16 protein-coding genes and 1 pseudogene are annotated in these 20,295 nt (G+C 36.3%); 10 read left to right on the top strand and 7 right to left on the bottom strand.

Translation table 11 applies throughout. The annotated features are described in order from the left end of the window. Positions 1-444: 444 nt before the first annotated feature. Positions 445-2,121 carry an ATP-dependent nuclease gene (locus tag E4O07_RS05385; RefSeq protein ID WP_253687774.1) on the top strand — a complete coding sequence of 559 codons (1,677 nt, stop codon included), beginning with the start codon at positions 445-447 and terminating at the stop codon, positions 2,119-2,121. Between the two features lie 225 nt (positions 2,122-2,346). Here the strand turns inward: E4O07_RS05385 and E4O07_RS05390 are convergent. Further along, a pseudogene (locus E4O07_RS05390) lies at positions 2,347-2,565 on the bottom strand (hypothetical protein); the annotation flags it as partial. Between the two features lie 207 nt (positions 2,566-2,772). On the opposite strand from E4O07_RS05390, the gene E4O07_RS05395 reads away from it, so the two are divergent. The 3 genes from E4O07_RS05395 (at position 2,773) to E4O07_RS05405 (ending at position 5,160) form a co-directional block, all read left to right on the top strand. Continuing rightward, positions 2,773-3,741 (top strand): D-2-hydroxyacid dehydrogenase, encoded by a 969-nt coding sequence (locus tag E4O07_RS05395; RefSeq protein WP_253687775.1) that lies wholly within the window; start codon positions 2,773-2,775, stop codon positions 3,739-3,741. 76 nt (positions 3,742-3,817) lie between these two features. Further along, complete coding sequence (locus E4O07_RS05400; RefSeq protein ID WP_253687776.1) at positions 3,818-4,171, top strand: hypothetical protein; 354 nt, start codon at positions 3,818-3,820, stop codon at positions 4,169-4,171. 14 nt (positions 4,172-4,185) lie between these two features. After that, positions 4,186-5,160 carry an SPOR domain-containing protein gene (locus E4O07_RS05405; protein WP_253687777.1) on the top strand — a complete coding sequence of 325 codons (975 nt, stop codon included), beginning with the start codon at positions 4,186-4,188 and terminating at the stop codon, positions 5,158-5,160. Here the strand turns inward: E4O07_RS05405 and E4O07_RS05410 are convergent. The 6 genes from E4O07_RS05410 to E4O07_RS05435 form a co-directional block, all read right to left on the bottom strand. After that, a complete protein-coding gene (locus tag E4O07_RS05410) occupies positions 5,133-5,771 on the bottom strand; it encodes a tetratricopeptide repeat protein (protein WP_253687778.1) in 639 nt (212 codons plus the stop codon). The genes E4O07_RS05405 and E4O07_RS05410 overlap by 28 nt on opposite strands. Before the next feature lie 14 nt (positions 5,772-5,785). Then, entirely contained in the window at positions 5,786-6,847 is a 1,062-nt protein-coding gene (locus E4O07_RS05415) for a uracil phosphoribosyltransferase (RefSeq protein WP_253687779.1), read from the bottom strand. A 302-nt stretch (positions 6,848-7,149) separates the two neighbouring features. Then, positions 7,150-7,821 (bottom strand): uracil-DNA glycosylase family protein, encoded by a 672-nt coding sequence (locus E4O07_RS05420; RefSeq protein ID WP_253687780.1) that lies wholly within the window; start codon positions 7,819-7,821, stop codon positions 7,150-7,152. 201 nt (positions 7,822-8,022) lie between these two features. Then, positions 8,023-10,287 (bottom strand): DUF4959 domain-containing protein, encoded by a 2,265-nt coding sequence (locus tag E4O07_RS05425; RefSeq protein WP_253687781.1) that lies wholly within the window; start codon positions 10,285-10,287, stop codon positions 8,023-8,025. Positions 10,288-10,722: 435 nt separating this feature from the next. Further along, a complete protein-coding gene (locus E4O07_RS05430) occupies positions 10,723-11,544 on the bottom strand; it encodes a glycoside hydrolase family 191 protein (protein WP_253687782.1) in 822 nt (273 codons plus the stop codon). A gap of 36 nt (positions 11,545-11,580) precedes the next feature. Further along, on the bottom strand, positions 11,581-12,300 hold the full coding sequence (locus E4O07_RS05435) for a class I SAM-dependent methyltransferase (RefSeq protein WP_253687783.1): 720 nt from the start codon (positions 12,298-12,300) through the stop codon (positions 11,581-11,583). Positions 12,301-12,467: 167 nt separating this feature from the next. On the opposite strand from E4O07_RS05435, the gene E4O07_RS05440 reads away from it, so the two are divergent. The 6 genes from E4O07_RS05440 to E4O07_RS05465 all read left to right on the top strand — a co-directional run bounded on the left by E4O07_RS05440 (position 12,468) and on the right by E4O07_RS05465 (position 20,173). Continuing rightward, entirely contained in the window at positions 12,468-13,121 is a 654-nt protein-coding gene (locus tag E4O07_RS05440; protein WP_371921965.1) for a TetR/AcrR family transcriptional regulator, read from the top strand. Positions 13,122-13,259: 138 nt separating this feature from the next. Further along, on the top strand, positions 13,260-16,097 hold the full coding sequence (locus E4O07_RS05445) for a DEAD/DEAH box helicase (RefSeq protein ID WP_253687786.1): 2,838 nt from the start codon (positions 13,260-13,262) through the stop codon (positions 16,095-16,097). Between the two features lie 665 nt (positions 16,098-16,762). Next, positions 16,763-17,284, top strand: a complete 522-nt coding sequence (locus E4O07_RS05450; RefSeq protein WP_253687788.1) for a nitroreductase family protein — start codon at positions 16,763-16,765, stop codon at positions 17,282-17,284. A gap of 9 nt (positions 17,285-17,293) precedes the next feature. Further along, complete coding sequence (locus tag E4O07_RS05455) at positions 17,294-17,965, top strand: radical SAM protein (protein WP_253687789.1); 672 nt, start codon at positions 17,294-17,296, stop codon at positions 17,963-17,965. A 131-nt stretch (positions 17,966-18,096) separates the two neighbouring features. Continuing rightward, a complete protein-coding gene (locus tag E4O07_RS05460; protein WP_253687791.1) occupies positions 18,097-18,486 on the top strand; it encodes a hypothetical protein in 390 nt (129 codons plus the stop codon). Between the two features lie 355 nt (positions 18,487-18,841). Continuing rightward, positions 18,842-20,173, top strand: coding sequence for an MATE family efflux transporter (locus E4O07_RS05465; protein WP_253687793.1), 1,332 nt, complete (start codon positions 18,842-18,844; stop codon positions 20,171-20,173). Positions 20,174-20,295: the final 122 nt, after the last annotated feature.

Below are 20,295 nucleotides of genomic sequence, written 5' to 3' on the forward strand. Positions count from 1 at the left end.
TAGAGGTGCCCAAATGATTAAGAAACTTTTGTAGACAAACTCTACCGCAAAACCGCCTTTCCCGACGATGCCGCCCGCACCGCTTTTTTGTTCGAGCTCTACTTAAAGAAAACGGAAGGGCTGCTTGCAGGGAAGAAGCGGGGACGGGGGTAGAAAGGATGGAAATCGGTTTTAATAAAAAGCCTATCCTAATGCTCCGTATGAGATCAAGGTATCGTTATGTATAATTTACTTCCGTAATAGGGCATATATTACGGCTACAATATGTGACCTATTACAGCTACAATAGGACACCTATTACGGCCGTAATCGATGACCTGTTTCAGCACTAAACGAGATGGTCTCGTGAAAATACTATAAAATTGATTTTCGTGGAACAGATAGTAGAAATATAGCTGATGTTTTTGTATAATATGCTTATAAATTTTTATAAGGAGTTAAAGGATGAAAATAAAACGTATTACTATTAAAAATTTCAGAGGATTAAATGGCGGAGAAAATTGTATTGATTTTAATGAATCAGATATTATATTTTTGATTGGTAAAAATAATGCCGGAAAATCAAGTTATCTGGCTGCTTATAAATTTTTTGTTGATCCAAAAAAAGTTGCCCGACTTGAGGATTTTTACAATCATGATGAACATAATAATATTGAAATAGAAGCTATATATACAGTTACGCCTAATGTTGATTCTAAAGATACCGGACTTAATAAAGCTGATCCTGATTGGATTAAAAAATGGGTAACAAGTGAAAGTGAAATTCGTATTAGAAAGATATGGCGAGCAAGTGGTAGTGAGGGGCAAAAACAAACTTACGATCCCTTAGCAAAAGAATATAAAGATGGTGGTTTTGGAGGCTTTGATACACTGTTAAAAAAATATTCACCTGAAGCTATAGATATTATGGCAGTCTTAACCATTGAAGAGCTAGAAAAAAATATAAATGATATAATTAGTAAAAATCATATTAAAAAATTACAGACAGATTATTCTGATGTGTATGACGAACTTATGAAAAAAATTCAACAACTAAAAAATGATATATCAAATGCAGATGATATAACAGAGTTAAATGACAAGATGAATATTTTCTTTTCTGAAGTATTTTCTAAATTTAAACTTTCTGTATATCCTATACCCGAGGAAGGAACTGATTTATCAAAAATGTTGAAATCTACACATGGCTTAAAAGTTCAGGAAGATGAAAAAACAAATTTAAATATTGATCTAAAAATGAATGGACATGGATTAATACGCCAAGCTTTTTTCAGTTTTTTATCGACATATCAAACTAAGATTGAAGCAATATCGGGAAAAGAGAAACAATATTTAATTCTCTTTGAAGAACCGGAATTATATATGCACCCGGAAGCTATATTGTCCTTACGAAAACAGTTATATGCTCTTGCAAAAAATAGTCCATATCAACTTTTGTGTGCAACGCATTCGCCTATGATGATAGATTTAAATGAGCATCATGCCTCTCTTGTACGTCTGGTAAAAGATGATAACACAGGAAAAACAAAAACATATCAAGTCCATTTTAATGCATTTTCTGATGATGACAAAGAGAAATTACAAATGGTAAATAGATTTAATCCCCATATTTGTGAATCTTTTTTTACTGATAGCGTAATACTGGTTGAAGGTGATACAGAAGCTGTTATTTATAGAGAGTTAATAAATAAGTATTATACGCCAAATAAGTATTTCGTTTTAAATACTGGCTCAAAAGCTAATATCCCCTTTTATCAAAAAATACTGACTCACTTTGGAATTAATCATGTAATTGTTCATGATTGTGACAAAAAAACAACTAAGACAGGAAATACCAATCCTATGTTTACTTTGAATAATACAATATGGGAACAGATAGAGGAGTCAAACAGAAAATATCCGAATATTGCTCGGCGATTTGTTCATTATTTAAATTTCGAGGAAGCACATAATTATAAGCATGATGATGCAAAAGGAAAGCCTTTATCAGCTTTTCAATTTGCAACTTCCATTACTAAAGATGAAAAATATCCGTGTATTAAATTCTTAAATGATTTATTTACTGCTAATAGTATTAATATTTCCCAAAGCGAATTATTAAATCTGTATAACGAGAGTTAATAAATGAAGTCAATGCATCTTTTTAAATAATTATAGGGGAGATATTTATTAGTGTACACTTTCTCCAACACATAGACTTATCTACTTTTTTACGATATAATATTCGGTGTAATGAGGAGTTTATTTTATGATAATAAAAGGCATCTTACCCATAGTTGAACAAGAATTACGCGATGAATGTGGCTTTAAATTTACCATATCCCCGCATTTATAAGAAATTTGATTTTATAATGCTTCTATTTCTTTTAAGCTTAAGCCTGTTCCTTCAGCTATTTTAGAAATATCAAAACCAAGCCGTTTAAATGCTGCTGCCGTTTCCAGAGCTTTTTTGTATGAGCCTTGTTCAATTCCTTCAGCAAAGGCGATTTCTCGTTCTTCGGCACGCTGTACGGCTATATCGGTTTCATAATCATATTCGGCTAGTAACATATTTAATACCTCCTTCTTTCAATTTGTAATGGGTAATTTAATTACGCATTACGCATTCTTCATTACAAATTAAATTAACGGTAAACTCAAGATTATTATCCGCCTCTCCTAACTGTTTGTATTATAGCATATATTATAATTTTTTGTAAGCTGTCTTATGCCAAAACTAGCTCTTGACGAATTCGGAAAAATATGGAATTATAAATATACTGAGGTGCTTTTATGAGTGAAAAATTAAATTTGGTTATTCTTGACGGGTTTACTTCCAATCCCGGAGACCTTTCTTGGGACGCGTTAAAAGCTGTTTCAAATCTTACAATATACGATAAAACAAGTGCGGATGAGCTTATTGAAAGGTGTAAGGAGGCCGATGCCGTTCTTACAAATAAGGTTGCTTTTTCTAAAGAAACAATGGACGCCTTGCCTCGTCTTAAATATATAGGGGTCTTGGCTACAGGCTACAATGTTGTAGATATCGAAGCTGCTAGGGCTAAAAATATCTGTGTAACAAATATTCCATCGTACAGCACGGACAGTGTGGCCCAACTCGTTTTTGCTCTTATTTTTCATTTTTATTGGCGTGTAAAAGAGCACAGTGATGAGGTTATGGCCGGAAAATGGACTTCTTCTCCTCATTTTTGCTATCACAGTTTCGATATAAGGGAGCTTTCCGATAAAACCCTAGGAATTGTCGGCTTCGGCAACATAGGTCAAGCTGTCGCAAAAATTGCCCTTGCCATGAACATGAAGGTAATCTACTTTAACCGCTCGGCAAAAACCCTCAAGGGCTTGGAAGAAGCAAAACAGGTTTCAATCGATGAGCTTTTTTCTTCTTCCGATATAATAAGCTTAAACTGCCCTTTAACTGAAGAAACAAAAGAAATCGTAAATGCAGATTCTTTAAAAAAAATAAAAAAAACTTGTATTATAATCAATACCGGAAGGGGCCCTCTTATAAACGAAAAAGATGCAGCTGAGGCTTTAAAAGAAAAGAGGCTTGCAGGACTTGCCTGCGATGTTTTGAGCTCAGAACCTCCGGCTAAGGATAATCCCTTGTTTAGAGCTCCTAACTGCATTATAACGCCCCACATAGCCTGGCAAACCTTTGAGGCAAGGGAAAGACTGATAAAAACAGCTGCCGATAACGTAAAAGCCTTTATTTCCGGTAAAGAAATAAACAGAGTAAATTAGATTTTATTCCCCTGTTGTCTTTATTGAAAATTTATGTTACTGTTCTTTTGAGCGAAGCTCTTATAAGGATTTTTATATGAACTGGAAACTTATTTATTTTTTATTGATAGTATTGTTTTTAGGCTTATTTGCAGGCTTTAATATGAAGAATTCTTGCGATGTTTCTTTGATTTTTTATACATTTGAAAATATACCTGTTTATGTAAGCAATATTTTTTCGTTTTTAATAGGGCTTATATTAACCATTCCTTTTTTCTTCGGAAGCAAAAAGAAAAAAAATAAGCAGCCTAAAGAAATAAAGGAAACCCTTACTGCAAGTGACGGTACCGGAATAAATACCGTAGATTTAAAAAAGCCTAAAAAATCATGGTTTAAGCGCAAAAAAGAATCTAAACCTTCAATGAGCGATACTAATTCTGAAATTAAATGAGGTAAAAAGGGCTTATGAAATTTAATGTAAAAAAAATATTGTTCTTTTTATGCTCTCTCTTTTTTTTACATAGCCTTATAGGTCAAGACTCCTTACCTCAGAACATTCAAAAGATTATCAAAAACGGTTTTACAAAAAAAAATCCTATTGAAGTTTCTTCATTTATTGAAGCCGAAATAAAAAAGATTTCTTCAAACGATGAAAAAATTATAGCTCTATCTGTTTTGGCCGACTATGAGGAAAGGTTCGATTTATTTTCACGAGCCGGCAAACACTATCTTGAAGCAGCTGAGCTTTCTCCTTCAAGCGGAAAAAAAACTATTTTAACAAAGGCTCTAGGAGCCTTTCTTTTAGCAGATAATATCACCGAGGCCTCAGAACTTTGCCGTAACCGCTTATTACCGGCGGTTAAAGAACCTTTTTCAAAAGAAGATATAAAAATCCTCACTTTTTTTGAATGGTTAAAGCTAAAATCTGATGAAGAAGCCTCTCTTACAAACATCAGGAAATATGTTGTCGATTCACGATTTAAAGAATTTCATCCGGCTCTTCTTTTAAGCCTTTGGTGGGTAGACGGAGATAAGAAGGCTGAAAATACCCTCTTAAAAAAATTTCCTAACAGCATTGAAGCCGGTGTTGTAAGAGGCGAAACTATTTTAAGTCCAAAAACTTTTTGGTATCTAATGCCCAAAAATATTTCTTTTAAAGAAACGGATGCTGAAAATGAAGAGGTATCTTTAGGCCAAGAACAGTCACAAGGTACAGGAAATTTTTCCGCAAAATTTTATCAAACCGGTTTTTTTAAAACCGAGAATTTTGCGAAGGGGCTTTCCGATGAACTAAAAAAGAAAGGGTTTACTGTAATAATAAAAAAAGAAGAGCGCGGGGATGAAACTTTTTTTTCGGTTCTAGTTAAGGATGACGGCAAGGGAGATATGGTTATACGCTTAAAAAGCGATGGTTATGAGGCCGTTCCTGTTTTTGATTGATCTGCTTTATCTTTTTCGGCACTTGATTTATTTTCTTCTTTTTTAAGTTCAGGCGGATTTAAAAGTTTTTCAATTTCTTTTTCAAGTGAATTTATAGTTTTTTTATCGTCTTCTTGTGTAAACTTTTCTTTTGATCCGTCCAATAGTTCTTTTGCTTTTTCATACTTTTTTACTATAATTAAAAGCCTCACATAGTTAAAAAAATATTCAGGAGTTTCCTTATCTTCCAAATAAATTTTTTCATAAATTAAAAGAGCCTTTTCATCTTTTCCCGATGAGGCCAGAGCATAGGCATAGGCTGTAGATAGTTTTATGTTTTCAGGAGCTTTTTGGTAAAGAGGTTCAATATATTTTAGGCAAGAATCCCAATCTTTTTGAAGGGCATAAACTTGAGCCAAATTATATTGGACCGCATTTTTATATATTTCCGATTTTTCGGCTTTAAGGTAATAATCTACTGCCTTAGAATAGTTTTTTAGCTCTGCATAGCCTTGGGCTATCGAAAAATACTCTCCCGCGAGATCTTCTTCGACAGCCCCCTTTGCAAAAGCTTTTGAAAATGAAAGAAAAAACAAGACTCCTAAAAAAAGTATAAAAATATTTTTCTTCATTTTTTTTGAATCCCTTAATTTTCTAAGACCGTTTTTTCTATCTGTCTTAGTTGAGAGCGGTATAGCCCCGAAATATTTGAGCCGTAGTCTGCAAGGAGCTGGATGATGTTTCGAGGTGTTTCATCAGTGTCGCTTCCGTTTATTCTGTCTCCTGCATCGCCCAAGCCCGGCATTATATAGGCTGAAGCATTTAGGGCCGGGTCCATCCACAGGGTATAAAGAGTACAGTTATCCAAGGCCCGTACAATTCTCAAGGCTCCCTTTAAGGCAGAAATTACATGGAAGCAGCTTATGGATTTCGGTTTGATACCCAATTTTTTTAGGTGCTTTACAACAGTTACAAGGCTTCCTCCGGTTGCATTCATAGGATCTGCAAAAATAAGGTCCTTGCCGTCCAAGTCTTTTAAGTTAAAATAGGACTTATCCAAATCAAGGATGTACTGCATATCGTCTTCTTTGCGAGAATCATCCCTTTTTATCTTAAAGAGGGCAAAGGGGGTTACATAACCGTGAGAAGAATATTCTTCGATTTCTTTTGAAAGAATCATTGAAGGGAGGAGTGCCCCTCTTAGCATGACGCACATAACTGTGTTTTCGATTTTATGGTCGATATCCGTTATCTTGTGAACGGCATAGTTTTGAACCGGATCGGTAACAGGGGTTTTTACTACAAGATAGTTTTTTTTGTCTTTTTGGTGTCCCTTATAAGCCAATTTAAAAAGCATTTCAAAGGAACGCTGGGTATAATACAAGAATTCGCTGTGGTCTGTTTTTATAGAGCGGAGCTTTGCAATAACTCTTGAAGCCTCTGCATGACTTTCGTGTTCCGTATCAAAGGAAAAGATTTTAAGCTGGGGTATTTCCTTGCAGATATTCTGCATAAGATGCCCCATCTCGGTATAGAGCCTTATAACCTCCTCCTTTGCCTTTTTCTTATTTTCGCCGCCATCCTTTTCCAAAATCGTAAAATTGTCAATAGCTTCCTGATAAAGAGCATTCATCTCATTAAGATGCCTTATATCGTCCTCAGTTAAATATCCGTCAAGAGCTTCAGCTCCCATAATTACCTTACCCATATCTACTCCCAGAAAAACTTTTTGCAGGAAGCCTCAGCTTCCGAAAAAAGTTTTTTCACGCAGTTTGTTTACAAACTGCATACAATATCGATAAACAGTGAGGCTGAATTTCTGCCGAACTGTTTATCAAATCTCCTAATTTAAAATCAGGGAAGTATAAAAGAAAATCGGTAAAAATTCAAGTAGTTCGCTGAAAATCGGACTTCCGTGTCCGATTTTCAGCTTAGAGTTTGCGGCAAGCGCAAACTCTTGAAGTTGGGAACCACCGGCATCCGTGTCCGATTTTAAGTTTAGAGTTTTGCCTAACGGCAAAATATCTTATTTTTTAATATATATTTATATAGTGCTTTTTTTATATCTATTGATATATTTGCTACATTTTTTCTTGCGGGAGTATGCAATGGGACAACACGGATTGGCCTTCCTTTAAAAGTATAATAATAGATATTTATTTTTTTACCTTGTTCTTCATAAGTTTCCGGTTCCTTGTTTTTGTCTTGTTTTAAAATGGCATCGTCAGTTTTTACATAATATTTTTTAAAAAATTTTGAGTACATGTCTTTGGAAGTAAGTACAATTGTATCAATGTCCTTGTATTTATCAAGAAGGGAGTTAAGATCGTTAGTTTCCATAACTTCAAGATTTTCATCTGAGTTATTATCCTCTTTTCGCTTTGCTTTTTTGACAATGTCTGTTATACCTATATTGTGTTTTTTCAATACTTCTTTTTTTTCTTTTATTTTTTTTAATGAATTTTCTTTACAGTCTAAAGCATATTCTATTAATTCCCAAAATTCGTTACATTTATTGCCGTAATACCAATCTTCTTTGTCATTTTCTTTATTAGGATCCGTAAAATCTTTTCCCGGAAAGGTACCCAATATTAAAGTCTTTGTGTTTTTAGAGACGAAGGGCTCAAACGGATGTACATGTTCTGTGCTGCTATTTAAAGCAGAATTGTTTTTGTTGTTCATAAAATTTTCCTTAAAATATAATTTTCCGCTTTTTGCGATTGCCCCTATAAATTGCGGAAAGTTTTATAAGGGCAGTTTAATTATTTACCAAAGGACAGAATGTCCGAGGTTCCATATTTGGTGAGTTTTCGCCAGAAAACTCGAAGCTCAAGAATGTACAAGAATGTACAAGAATGTACAAGGATGTACATTCTTGAGCGGTTAAAAGACTGTAAGACAACAAACTCCAAAACCATCGAACTTATTTTGGAAGTACACATTGCCATTGTCGAAATATACTCGCCAAGCGAGTTCGTAGGGGTAGGAAACTTGAGACGATGACCAAAAGGCAAAAGTGCCGAGACTTGAATCGGCATAGGAGCTTCCGAGACCGTATATCTTTGCAAGGCTCGCATTGATTGCCTCGCGGTTTCTATACACCCCGCATAGCTCCGCAAGGCTGGGCATATACCATACAAAGTTTATACCGCCGAGCTGTGCAGCATATATTGTATTATACCGGTTTACCCAGTTAAAGGCAGGATAGTTTTCTGAAACAACAGCGTCCTTTGTCCCTTCAGGGTCTATACTGCATATATAATCCCAGTTATCGCTTCCGTCAAGGTCTCCGGTAAATGTTGCTGTGGAAGCAGCTCCGTTTCCTGCAACAGAGGGTTCACAGATTATACCTTCAAACCCCGTATTATAACCGGTACTGTCTATCTTTGCCCATCTTAAATCTGCTATATGAAGGGCTATACCTATTGCTCTTCCATAGCCGTTTAGCCCTGCAATAATTGCAACAGGAGGATTGCTCTCGTCTATTGCCGTATAATCATCTTTAGAAACAAGGTTCTCATCTTTTAAGACTATCTTTCCTAGGGTGTAGCCGCTATAGTCTTTTACTATAATCTTTCCCGTTCCTTGTGCGGGACTACCCCCTTCAGGCGTGCAGGTTACGGTAAGGTTTGTTTCCCCTGCCGTATAAGGACAGTACACATTTGCCTTTACCAAGGTATCGTTTACTATTTGTACATCACTTAAAGCAGGAATTCCGGTAAAACTTGTTGCGCTTATACCGGGTGCGGTAAAGTTTTTCCCCGTAATAGTTACAGGCAGCTTATTTCCTCCGTAACTTGTTCCCGCTTTGGGTATCGTCATGCTCATAATTTGAGGTGCACCGTAAAGCTTTAAAGTACTTGTTACTGCCTCTTTTACCTCATCAAAGTACACGGCTGCCGTGTATACTCCGCTTTCAGGCGGTAAGGGAAGCTCGGCAGTAAAACTTGCCGCATCTCCCACATCGGCAGGAATCGTTACCGTACTTCCGGCAACCTCAGCTCCGCTTGAATCCAAGAGCTTTATCTTTGTAAGGCCTCGGATATCAAAGTTTTTTCCCGTTACTTTTACACTTACCTTCTCTGCACTGCCAAAGGGAAGCTGATTAGGCGTAAGCGTTATCTTTGTTACTCTTGCAGGACTTGAAACTATAAAAGAAGCCGTAGCTTCGGCAGGAAAGGCACTGTTGACGATTGCCTTTACGGTGTATAAAGTTCCTTCATCTGTCGACCATGAAAGAACAGGAGCTTGGACGGTTGCAGCAGCCTTATTGTTCATTGTATCGATTGCTGCCGTTACCGGCGGATAATTTGTCAAGCCGTCGGTAATCTGAACCAAAAGGCTAGTCAGCTTATCAAAATTGCTTCCGCTTACCGTTACTTCGATATTCCTGTTCGTCATCTTGGTGTCCAAGTGGGTGCGGTTAAGACTTATACCTGTAACCTCCGCATCCTCTGACGGCGTGATGTTTACGGAAGCCGCCGTACTTTCATTGCCTGCCATGTCTACAGCCTTTAAACTAAAGGCATAAAGTGCGGGCGGGCTTTGCACTTGTACATTTGTAAGCTCAAAAGTTTGTACTCCTTTCGCTATCGTTTCGATAGTTTCGTTTGCTCCGTTTACATTGTATGTAAGGCGCAGCTCTTTTAAGCCTGAGTCGGCAGGGTCAGTCCACTTGAGAATAATCTTCTTTGTGCTTAACCTATATTCCGCAGTCAAATTAGCAGGAGCAGGGGGCGGCTCTTTGTCTATATTGCTAATCTCAATAATTTCAACTTCCCTTCGGCCCTCATTGTCCTGAACCCCCACGGAATACTTAGCGTTTTCGCTTACCTCAAAACTATTGCCGGTAATTGCCGTTCCGCTTGCCAAAACATCCTTTGCGCTGTGTACGCCTTTTTTCCATTTTGCAGTCTTTACAGAGGTGCTTGAAGTAAAGCTGATGGTAACCTTGTTCTTTGTCAAAACCGTCTTTTCAGGACTTTGGTTAAGAGTAAGAGTCATAGGCTCTCCGGTCTTTGTTTCCTGTTTTACCTCAGGTTTTTGCGGACAGCCGATAAATAAGAAGCCCGCAACCGACAACAATACAGTAAAAAATACTGCCCGATTTAAGAATTTCTTCTTAATTTTTAAATTAGTTTTTTCCATAACTAATTTTCTCCTTTTAAAGAAATTAATTTATATAAAAGGGAACCTCTAAAAACTTCAGTTTTTTAGAGGTTTTCCTTAAATTTAACTTGCGATGTTTTTCATAAGTCATTAATACATAAAGGCTTATGAAAAACTCGACGGGCATATCTAAAAACCTAACAAAGTTTTTAGATTGAGAAAAAATTTTATTCGAAAAATCAAAACTTATATGAGAAAAACAAAATAATCGGTTAGAGATATTAGAACTAATAGAGAAAATGGGGGGGGGGTAAACTAGGCTAACATTTTTGTTTCTTTACAAAGCCTAAAAAGGGAAAGCAAAGAAACTAATGTTAAACACAAAAAATACTTAACCATATAAAGACAATACTCTAAAAACTGCAAGATGTCAAGACTGTTATAAAAATGACATAAAAATATCGAAGTATAAAATTAAAAAAGTTTATCGAGCTGCAATGAATGGGATATATCGTAGATAAATCCATTGCTTTGACAATAAGCCTCTATGTCTTTTTCAATTTTTTTGCTTGGGCCGTATTCCAGTAAATAGACGGTAAATCCATAGGTTTTACATTGAGCCAGATAGGCAAGAAAATACTCTCTGTCTTCTATGGGTTTTACTCCAAAGGTGTTATCCTTAAAATTGATTTCGGTAAATACACTTTCCTGATTAATTCCGTTTACGATTCCTTTAAGAGCATTTTCCTTCATTGCCTGACTTATAAAAGTATCTCCGCCGTTGATTATAATAGGTTTATTTTCTTTATGTATTTCCTGTAAAAGAGTCATAAGTCCCCGATATATTTCGGGTGTTTGATAATGATAATAGATGTCGGCATTATCAAGAAAAAAACCGTCTATGCCTTTTTGAGATAAGAGCCGTGCTTTGTCCTTAATTCTTTTTTGCCATCTTTTGTCCGCAACATTTATCCATTTTTCTTCATCCCAATTTTCATAGTCGCCTAAAGCTAGATATTTAAATGCTTCATAATCATCGCGGAATGTTTCGATAGAGCCGATGTTTAAATAAGAAAATATATTAACATTCCCGTTTTTGTGAAGCTGTTCTATATCTTTTTTAGAAAAAAATTCAGCATCAATTACCAGCGTTTTTATTCCTTTAAGATTTACAGCTTTGTCGGGGGCCATACCTATCAGTACTTTATACTCTTTGTTGTTTTCTGCCGCCATGCCTTTTATTAAAATAATCGTAAAAAAAATCAAAACCATGTAAAGATATTTTATGTTTTTCATAAACTGCTCCTTATCAAAATGAGAATATTATATCTCTTATTTATTTGCTGTGTATACTACGGCATAATCTTCTGCACGGCTTTCCGTAAAGCTGTAATCAGAATATGCTGAAACGGATTTGAATCCTGCCTGCTTAAATAAGGCTAAAAGCATTTGCCTCTTAAGTGGATGTAATACCGTAAAATCCGAACCGACGGTACTGCGCTGCTTATCGGTAAATTCTATAGTAAATCTGATATCCCCGTCAGGTAAAAAATCATAGTGCCGCTTAAAAATAAAATCTTTTGTTTCTTTATCTTTAAAGTCCATTTTTTTATCAGCAAGGATGCGGTCATAATTGAGAACTTCAACAATAAAGATGCCGTGTTCCTCTAATGACCGATACACGGAACTAAAAAGACGGCGGATGACCTCTTCATCACGCAAATGTGGAAGCGTATTACCGAAACACAGTACTCCCTTAAATTTACCGAACTGCATAATATCGGCGATATCTGCATGATAGAACATAAGCTCACCTGTTTTGCGGATACACGAAGCTTTCTTTTCTGCAATTCCAATCATCTTTGCATTTAAGTCGAGTCCGCATATATTATATCCTTTTTGATATAAACCCATTGCAAGCTCACCGGTTGCACAGCCTGCATCGCACAATCTGCCCGGCAACGGACAAAGGTGTTGTATAAATTCAAGTTTTTCCGTTTCAAGCGGAAAAAGGTCGTTGTAATGTTCTGCAATTAAATCGTATACATTCATAGTTTTTCCTTATAAAAGTAATCAGCATTGGTAATAGTTTTTTAGTAAAATATATAGGCTTAGTATACGGTTAAGTGCTATGGTTATCAAGCGGTAAAAATTTTTCCTATTGACAATTTTTTTCTTTTAAATATACTGATAACATGGTTACCAAAGAGGCAAAAAAAATGAGTACGGGAACTTATGCACAAACACACGAAACGATTCTCAAAAACGGTAAAGAACTTTTTTTAAAAGAAGGCTTTGAGCGTGCCAACTTGCGTGAAATATGCAGGCTTTCAGGCGTTACCACAGGCGGATTTTACCGGCACTTTAAGGATAAGGCCTACCTTTTTTCCGCATTGGTGGAACCTGCAATTCAGGGATTACAAGAACAGTATTCCGCCTCCGAAAAACTGTGTTTTACCATGCTTGAAAACAGCGGTATCGATGAAATATGGAAGGTTTCGGCTGAAGCCCTTGAAGATTTTGTCTCTTATATTTTCGATCACTTGGAATCCTTTAAACTGGTTCTCTGCTGTGCATCCGGTACCAAATATGCCGATTTTACCGATTGGATGGTAAAGCGGGAAATCAAGGATATGTATAAAACCTACGAACTGCTTGAAAAAAAAGGCATTGCCGTCCGCCGGCTTCCCGAAAAAGAATTGCACATGCTGACCCACGCGTATTTTTCCTGTATATTTGAAACCGTGCTGCATAATTTCAAAAAAAAAGACGCTTTGAACTCAATGAAAACCCTTGCCGAATTTTTTTCCGCCGGCTGGAGGAAAGTTTTTGGGCCGGAGGATGAAGAGAAAAAGGGGGAAGCGGAATTTTAATTTACTCTTTTACCTGTTTTTAGACTGTGACGATTGTTTATTAAGTCGGTTTGCTAAAACTAGAATTTTTTTGTGATATAATAAAAATGATCTAAGGAGGGAGTTCTTATTAGCTATTTTAGTGATTTATATGATGAAGTGAGATTTCCAATTACAAACGCAGATAAACCCGGGCTTCGAAATGCTCAAATAGGGGCAATATATGCTGTTGCTTCTTATGCAACACTAAATTCAAAAGATGCAGCAGTTATTGTTATGCCAACAGGATCAGGTAAAACAACTGTTGTTATGATGGCACCATACCTTTTGAAAAAAAATAAAGTTTTGATTGTGACTCCTAGTGCTATGGTAAGGAATCAAATTGCAAATGACTATGCATATTTAAGAACATTAAAATATGTGGGTGTGTTTTCAAAACAGACTAATGCTCCAATCATATATGAAGCTAAGCACCTATATAGTACAGACTATAATGAGAATATTTTAAGAGCAGATGTAGTAATAGCTACTCATCAGGTTGCCTTATCAATTTCTGAATCACAAATTAGACAAAATTTTGATTATATTATTATTGATGAAGCACATCATGTTCCTGCACCGACATGGCAACGAATAATAAAAAATATGATAGACATACCATCTTTACTTGTTACTGCAACTCCATTTAGATTAGATAAAAAAGAAATAAAAGGAAAGACTGTTTATAACTATCCATTATCTAGAGCATATAAAGACGGAATTTTTGGGGAGATCATGTTTAATCCCATAGAAGAAGGTCCTGAAAAGGACAAACGCATTGCTTTAGAGGCAGAAAGAATCCTGTTTAATGATAGAGAAAGTGGATATGATCATTTTTTGATGATTAGAACTGATACAAAAGATAAAGCAAAGAAATTAGAAGAATTATACAAAGATGTTACAAAACTAAAATTGGAACGAATTGATAGCACTATGTCGACAAAAACTGTTGAAAAAACTATTAAGTTACTCAAAGAAAAAAAACTTGATGGTATTATTTGTGTAGATATGTTGGGTGAGGGCTTTGATTTTCCTAATTTAAAAATTGCTGCAATACATGAACCGCATAAATCGCTTGCTAGTACTCTTCAATTTATTGGGCGCTTTGCAAGAACTAATGCTGAAAAAATAGGTACTGCAAAGTTTATTGCTATGAATGATGATAATCTAAAAATTGAAAATAATAAATTATATTCTAGTGATGCTGCATGGCAGGATATGATAATTAGTATGTCAGAAGAAAAAATAGAGGGAGACTTAGAAGTTAACGAAATTCTAAGCCAGTTCACCAAGCCTGAAAATAAAGATGAGTTGATATCATTAAACAATATCAGACCAAATTGTCATGCAAAAGTTTATAAAGTTTCGAATTTTAACATATACGGGGATTTCCCAGAAGAGTTAAAAGTTGGAGAAAATATATATAGAAGTAAAGAAATGAATTCCATTTTAGGAATTTCACAGATAAGTAGTACACCATTATGGTTAGATGGAGATAGTGTATTAAATAATGAGTTCGGGTTATATATTGTTCATTACCAACCAAATACAAAGCTAATGTTTATATATTCACAAAATAAGACAGAAGCAGTATATGAATTAATAGCAGAATCTTTTGCAGAACATTATGATAAAATTCCACGCGATGAGATGAACAGAGTGCTGGCAGAGTTTTCTGATTACGAGTTTTTTAACACTGGAATGCAGAATAGATATTCAGAAAGCGGAGAATCATATAGGATTTATGCAGGTTCAAATACTGCTTCATCAATTGATGAGACAACAGGGAAAATGCTGTCTGCGGGACATGCATTTTGTAAGGTTAAAAAAGATGGTTCAACATCTACTATTGGTTATAGTAGTGGATCAAAATTTTGGAGCAGCTCATACTTAAATATTCCTGAATATATTAAATGGTGTGATTTATTTGGAGAAAAAATTTCTAATAATAAATTAAAAGTAAAAACAAATACAAACTATGATAAATTGCCAATACCTGTTAGGATTTTAGAATATGAAACAGATATACTATTTTGCTTTTTAGATAGAAAGGCCTTTATATCTCCTTGTACTATAGTGTATAGAGAAAATTTAGATGCGAAAGCATTAATTACAGATATTACGCTTAAAGTTATAGAGGTAAATAAAAATAAGATTAAATTTGGAGTTCAGTTATTTGATGTAACTGAAGTTTTAACTTGTGATGTAACGGGAAAATATAATTCAGAAAAAGAAGAATTTATTTGCAAAAATGGAAAAGAAGAATATTCATTGGCTGAATATTTTTCTAATAATCCCCTTTCGTTCAAGACGACTGATGATACAGTTTATTATGGGCAAGAAGTATTAAAAGGTAATTTAGAATTGGAAAAATACGATCAAAACCGTATTTGCTCATTTAACTGGGATGATATGAATGTGGATACAAGCTTAGAGTGCGGAATTGGAATTAATGGAATGATTTCCATTCAAGATGGACTTAGAAACTACTTAAAACAAGAATTAAAATTTTCACATATTATATTTGACCATGGAACTGGTGAGATCGCGGACTTTATTACATTTGAAGAAAATGGTGATTTTATATATGTTGAAATGTATCATTGTAAAGCAATGAAAGGCAAAACATTCAATTCATCGGTCGATGATGTATATGAAGTAACTCAACAGGCTATAAAAAGTTCTATTTGGGTTTCATCTAAGGCGATGCTTCTTAAGAAAATTAATGATAGAGTATTGGGTGCTAAAAATGATAAATTTTTAAGAGGAGAATTTAGAACCTTAAAAGAAATACTGCAAAGCTCAAAACTTTTACAAGTAAAAGTTTATGTTGTACAGCCTGCGATTAGCAAATCAGTTGAAATTCCAGATAAAATTAGTACTATACTTTCGGCTGGAACATCGTTCATTAAAAATACAGGTAAGATTCAAGAACTGTTGATAATTGGAAGTGAATAAATAGATGATAAGTTTCTTATAAAAAATTGTTTAAAAGACTGATCGATTTAAATATGATAAATATAACAATAGATGTTTTGCTTAGGATTCGCAATGATATTGATTGTTATATTTATAAGATATTCAATTAAATCATCTACTAAAATTCTATTGGATAAACCTACCAATGATCCTAAAAGTTAACCATCGATTTTTGAAAATGTAAAGGATACGGTTTTCAATATTGATGAAATGATTAAATGTATGATTCGACAGACAAGGTAAAATAAGATTATCATATTCTCTATATCAATAAGACATCTTCCGATTTATTCTAGCAGAAAAATATTTTTTCATACAAAATCCATTTTATCCTCTTGACCTTTTTTCTTATTTTAGATAACATTGTTAGCATATAATGTTATCATAAATGCTTTTATGCAGGGAGGTATGTTGAAGCTTCAGATGCAAATGGCACCTTCCGCTTCAACTAGAGTTTTGCTGCAAGCGCAAAACTCTCATCATTATATGCACTTTCTCATTGACATTGCGAAAGTGCGTAAAAAATTATATTCGCAATTCTTATTCGTAATCCGCTTTAGCGGATATGTACAATAAATTTCTTTGCAGAACAGAGCTGATAAGCTCTGATGAATTGCTCATCTAATTTTTTTAGGAGGTGTTGTATGAACACATTTTTGGAACTCGCCAAAAGCAGACATTCGGTGAGGAGTTATGAAAGGAGAGCTGTTGAGGCGGAAAAGCTTAACAGTATTTTGGAAGCGGGGCGTATTGCTCCTACGGCGGCAAATATGCAGCCCTGTCGTTTTCTTGTTTTAAATGACGAGGCGGCGATGAGTAAGCTGCAAAAGGCATGTACTCCGCACGGGGCACCGCTTGCCATTGTGGTATGCGCCGACAAAAAAGCGGCGTGGGTTCGCCCCTTTGACAAGGCAAGTATGACGGATATTGATGCGAGTATTGCAGCCGACCACATGATGATGTGCGCTCAAGATATGGGGCTTTCAAGCTGTTGGATTACTTATTTTAAGCCCGATGTAGTGCGTACCGAATTCAATATTCCCGATGATTTGGTTCCGGTAAACATTTTGGTTATCGGTTACGGAAAAGAAGCGGCAAAATCGCCTAACCGCTATGACGATGAGCGGAATCCGATGGACATGATAGTTCAATACTCATCATTTTAGAAAAACAAGATGATAGATGTTGAACTCGGTCCTATAAGACCGCCGTCGGAACATCAAAGCCTCTTGTTGCGTTTGACAAGAGGCTGTTCTTGGAACAGATGTTTTTTTTGCGGATTGTATAAGGGGATGCGCTTTTCGGTGCGTTCTACCGAAGAGGTTATAGACGATATAAAAAAATATGCCGCCTATTACGGGGAGCGTGCAAGTTTTTTTAAATCCTGCTTTTTGCAGGACGGAGATGCCTTTAATATTCCGGCAAAGGATTTGCTTTCGATATTGCATACACTTAAAAAGTATTTTCCGGCACTGCAAGCGGTTACTACTTATGCCCGTTGTGACAGCATTTTGAAAAAGACCGAAAACGAATTACAAGCTCTTTGCGAGGCGGGCTTAAATCACTTGTATCGAGGAATTGAAACGGGCTCGGACACGATATTGCAAAAAATCAACAAGGGGATAACCGCAGAGCAAATTGTAAAATCGGGCTTGGCAGCTAAGAAAGCCGGTATGACATTATCGGAATTTACCTTGCTCGGAATCGGCGGTAAATCTCTTTCCGAAGAAAATGCAATCGAAACGGCTAAGGTAATCAATGCCGTTAATCCCGAATTTATCCGCGTACATCACACGGCATTTAAACCGAATACAAAATTGGGGCGGGATGTCGAAAAGTTTCCTTAAAATTCATCAACCGAGAACTTTATCAAAAGTTGAGGTTGATGAATTCCGTGCTTTCGTAACACAAGTTAGAAAGCACAGTAAATAATTTGAGTTTTGCGTCAAAAATTTCAAAAGACAAAACTCAAATTAAAATGAGCGGTGATATTTTAGACGCTCATTTTAAGCCTTTGTCCGATTTGCAATCGGAAGAGGAAATGGTTTGTGAGCAAAAACTTTTTATTGAGCAGCTTACCGATATTACAAGTTATTATGTGAATGAGCATATTGTAAACTTACTATTGGAAGTGCGGGGAAAATTGCCTGAAGATAAAAATACAATGCTTGCAATTGTCAACTCGTACCTTTCGATGAGTGCGGAAGATAAACTTAATTTTGCCGTCGGAAGAAGATTGGGATATTACTATTACCTCAAAGATATGCAAAACGAAGCCGAAAACACCGCCGTTACAAAGTACATAAAAGAAAACCCTAATACCGACTTTACCTTATTTTGTAATGAGTGCAGAGCAAAGATGATATAGAAAAAGGGATCAATTTTTAATTATGAATGATTCATGAAAAATTGATAATGGGTAGTGGGTGATGGGTAAGTGATAATTACCAATTACACACTACAAATTACAAATTAAATTATAGGAGAGATGTTGAAGTTCGCGGCTGAAATAGTGCCGCTCACTTCAACCGGAGTTTTGCGGCAAGCGTAAAACTCTCATCATTGTATGCCGTTTCTCATTTGCATTGCTAAACGGCGTAAAAAATTATATTCGCAATTCTGATTCGTAATCCGCTTTAGCGGATATGTACAATAAATTTCTTTGCAGAACAGAGCTGATAAGCTCTGATGAATTGCTCATCTAATTTTTTAGGAGGAATAAAATGAATCAAGATATGAAAACACAATTATTGACAAAAAGCCCGATGGAGCTGCTTTTTAAACTGGCGGTGCCCGGAATAGTCGGAATGGTTGTTATCGGGCTGTATCCGTTTATGGACGGGGTATTTGCAGGAAGGATTATCGGAGACTATGCGATGTCCGCAATCAGCATTTCTATGTCGTTGACGCTGATAAACGGAGCGGTGTCTGCACTGCTCGGGGTCGGAAGTGCTTCTATTTTGTCGCGGGCAATCGGCAAGGGAGATGCGGAAACGGTAGATAAAATTTTCGGCAATGTTTGTTATTGGGTGCTGCTTTTCTCGGCAGTGATTACGGCGGCGGGTGTGCTTGCTGCTCCGTATTTTTTGGAAATGGTGGGAGCAAAAGGAGCGATTAAAGATTTCGGCGTACGGTATTTGCGGATTGTGTTTTTAGGTTCGGTATTCGTAAACTTTGCACAAGCCGGAAACATGACCATGCGCGGAGAGGGTGCGTTGAAACAATCCATGTTCATTATGGGAGCGGGGGCTCTTTTGAATATCGTGCTGGATCCGATTTTTATGCTCCTGATGGGAGACTATGCTATTGAGGGAGCTGCGATTGCTACGGTGCTGTCGCAAATTGTGCAGGCGGTTTTAACTCTGCGCTATTTTGCGAAAAAAAGCCCCTTTGTCAAAATACATAAAATTAAAAAGTACAAAGAAATATACCGTGAAATGTTCGGTATCGGAAGCTCGGCTATGCTAATGCAGCTTTTGTTTGCGGTACAGCAAACGGTTTTGTTCAAGCAGGCATTTACCTCAGGCGGCGATAACTGGGGGATTTTGATGTCCGCCACAATGCGCCTTTATATGTTTTCGTTTATTCCGCTTTGGGGCATGAGTCAGGGCTTGCAGCCGGTTATCGGGGCGAACTACGGCGCCAAGCAGTACGGCAGAGTACGCGAAACGATGAAACTTTTTATGTACGGCGCAACGCTTCTTGCCGCTCTCTCGTGGGTGCCTGCAATGCTTTTTTCAGAAAGCCTCTTATCAATCTTCAATGTGCGCCCCGAAATCATTACAGCAGGCCGTATCAATTTCAAACTGTTTTATTCCACCTTTATTTTATACGGAATTATGATTATGACGCTCACTTTTTTTCAATCTATCGGCGACGCTAAAAAAGCCGGAGCGATCGTCCTCTTGCGCCAACTCATTCTTTTTGTACCCGCCATGCTGATTTTACCTCATATCTTCGGAAGCCTCGCCGTCTGGTGGGCGGAACCTGCCGTTGATTTTACAATGATACTAACCGGTCTTATCATGCAGCAAAGGATGTTAAGGAGGTTGTGATATGATAATGGGGAATGGGGCGGTTTTATGGTCTTCGGTTACAATATTTTTCCTTTATTGCATTTATAGATTATTCTGAAAATGAAAATATAAAATGTGGGAGTGCCTAGTTGGATAAAGTG

The sequence above is a fragment of the Treponema sp. OMZ 798 genome, from assembly GCF_024181385.1.
GTDB lineage: Bacteria > Spirochaetota > Spirochaetia > Treponematales > Treponemataceae > Treponema_B.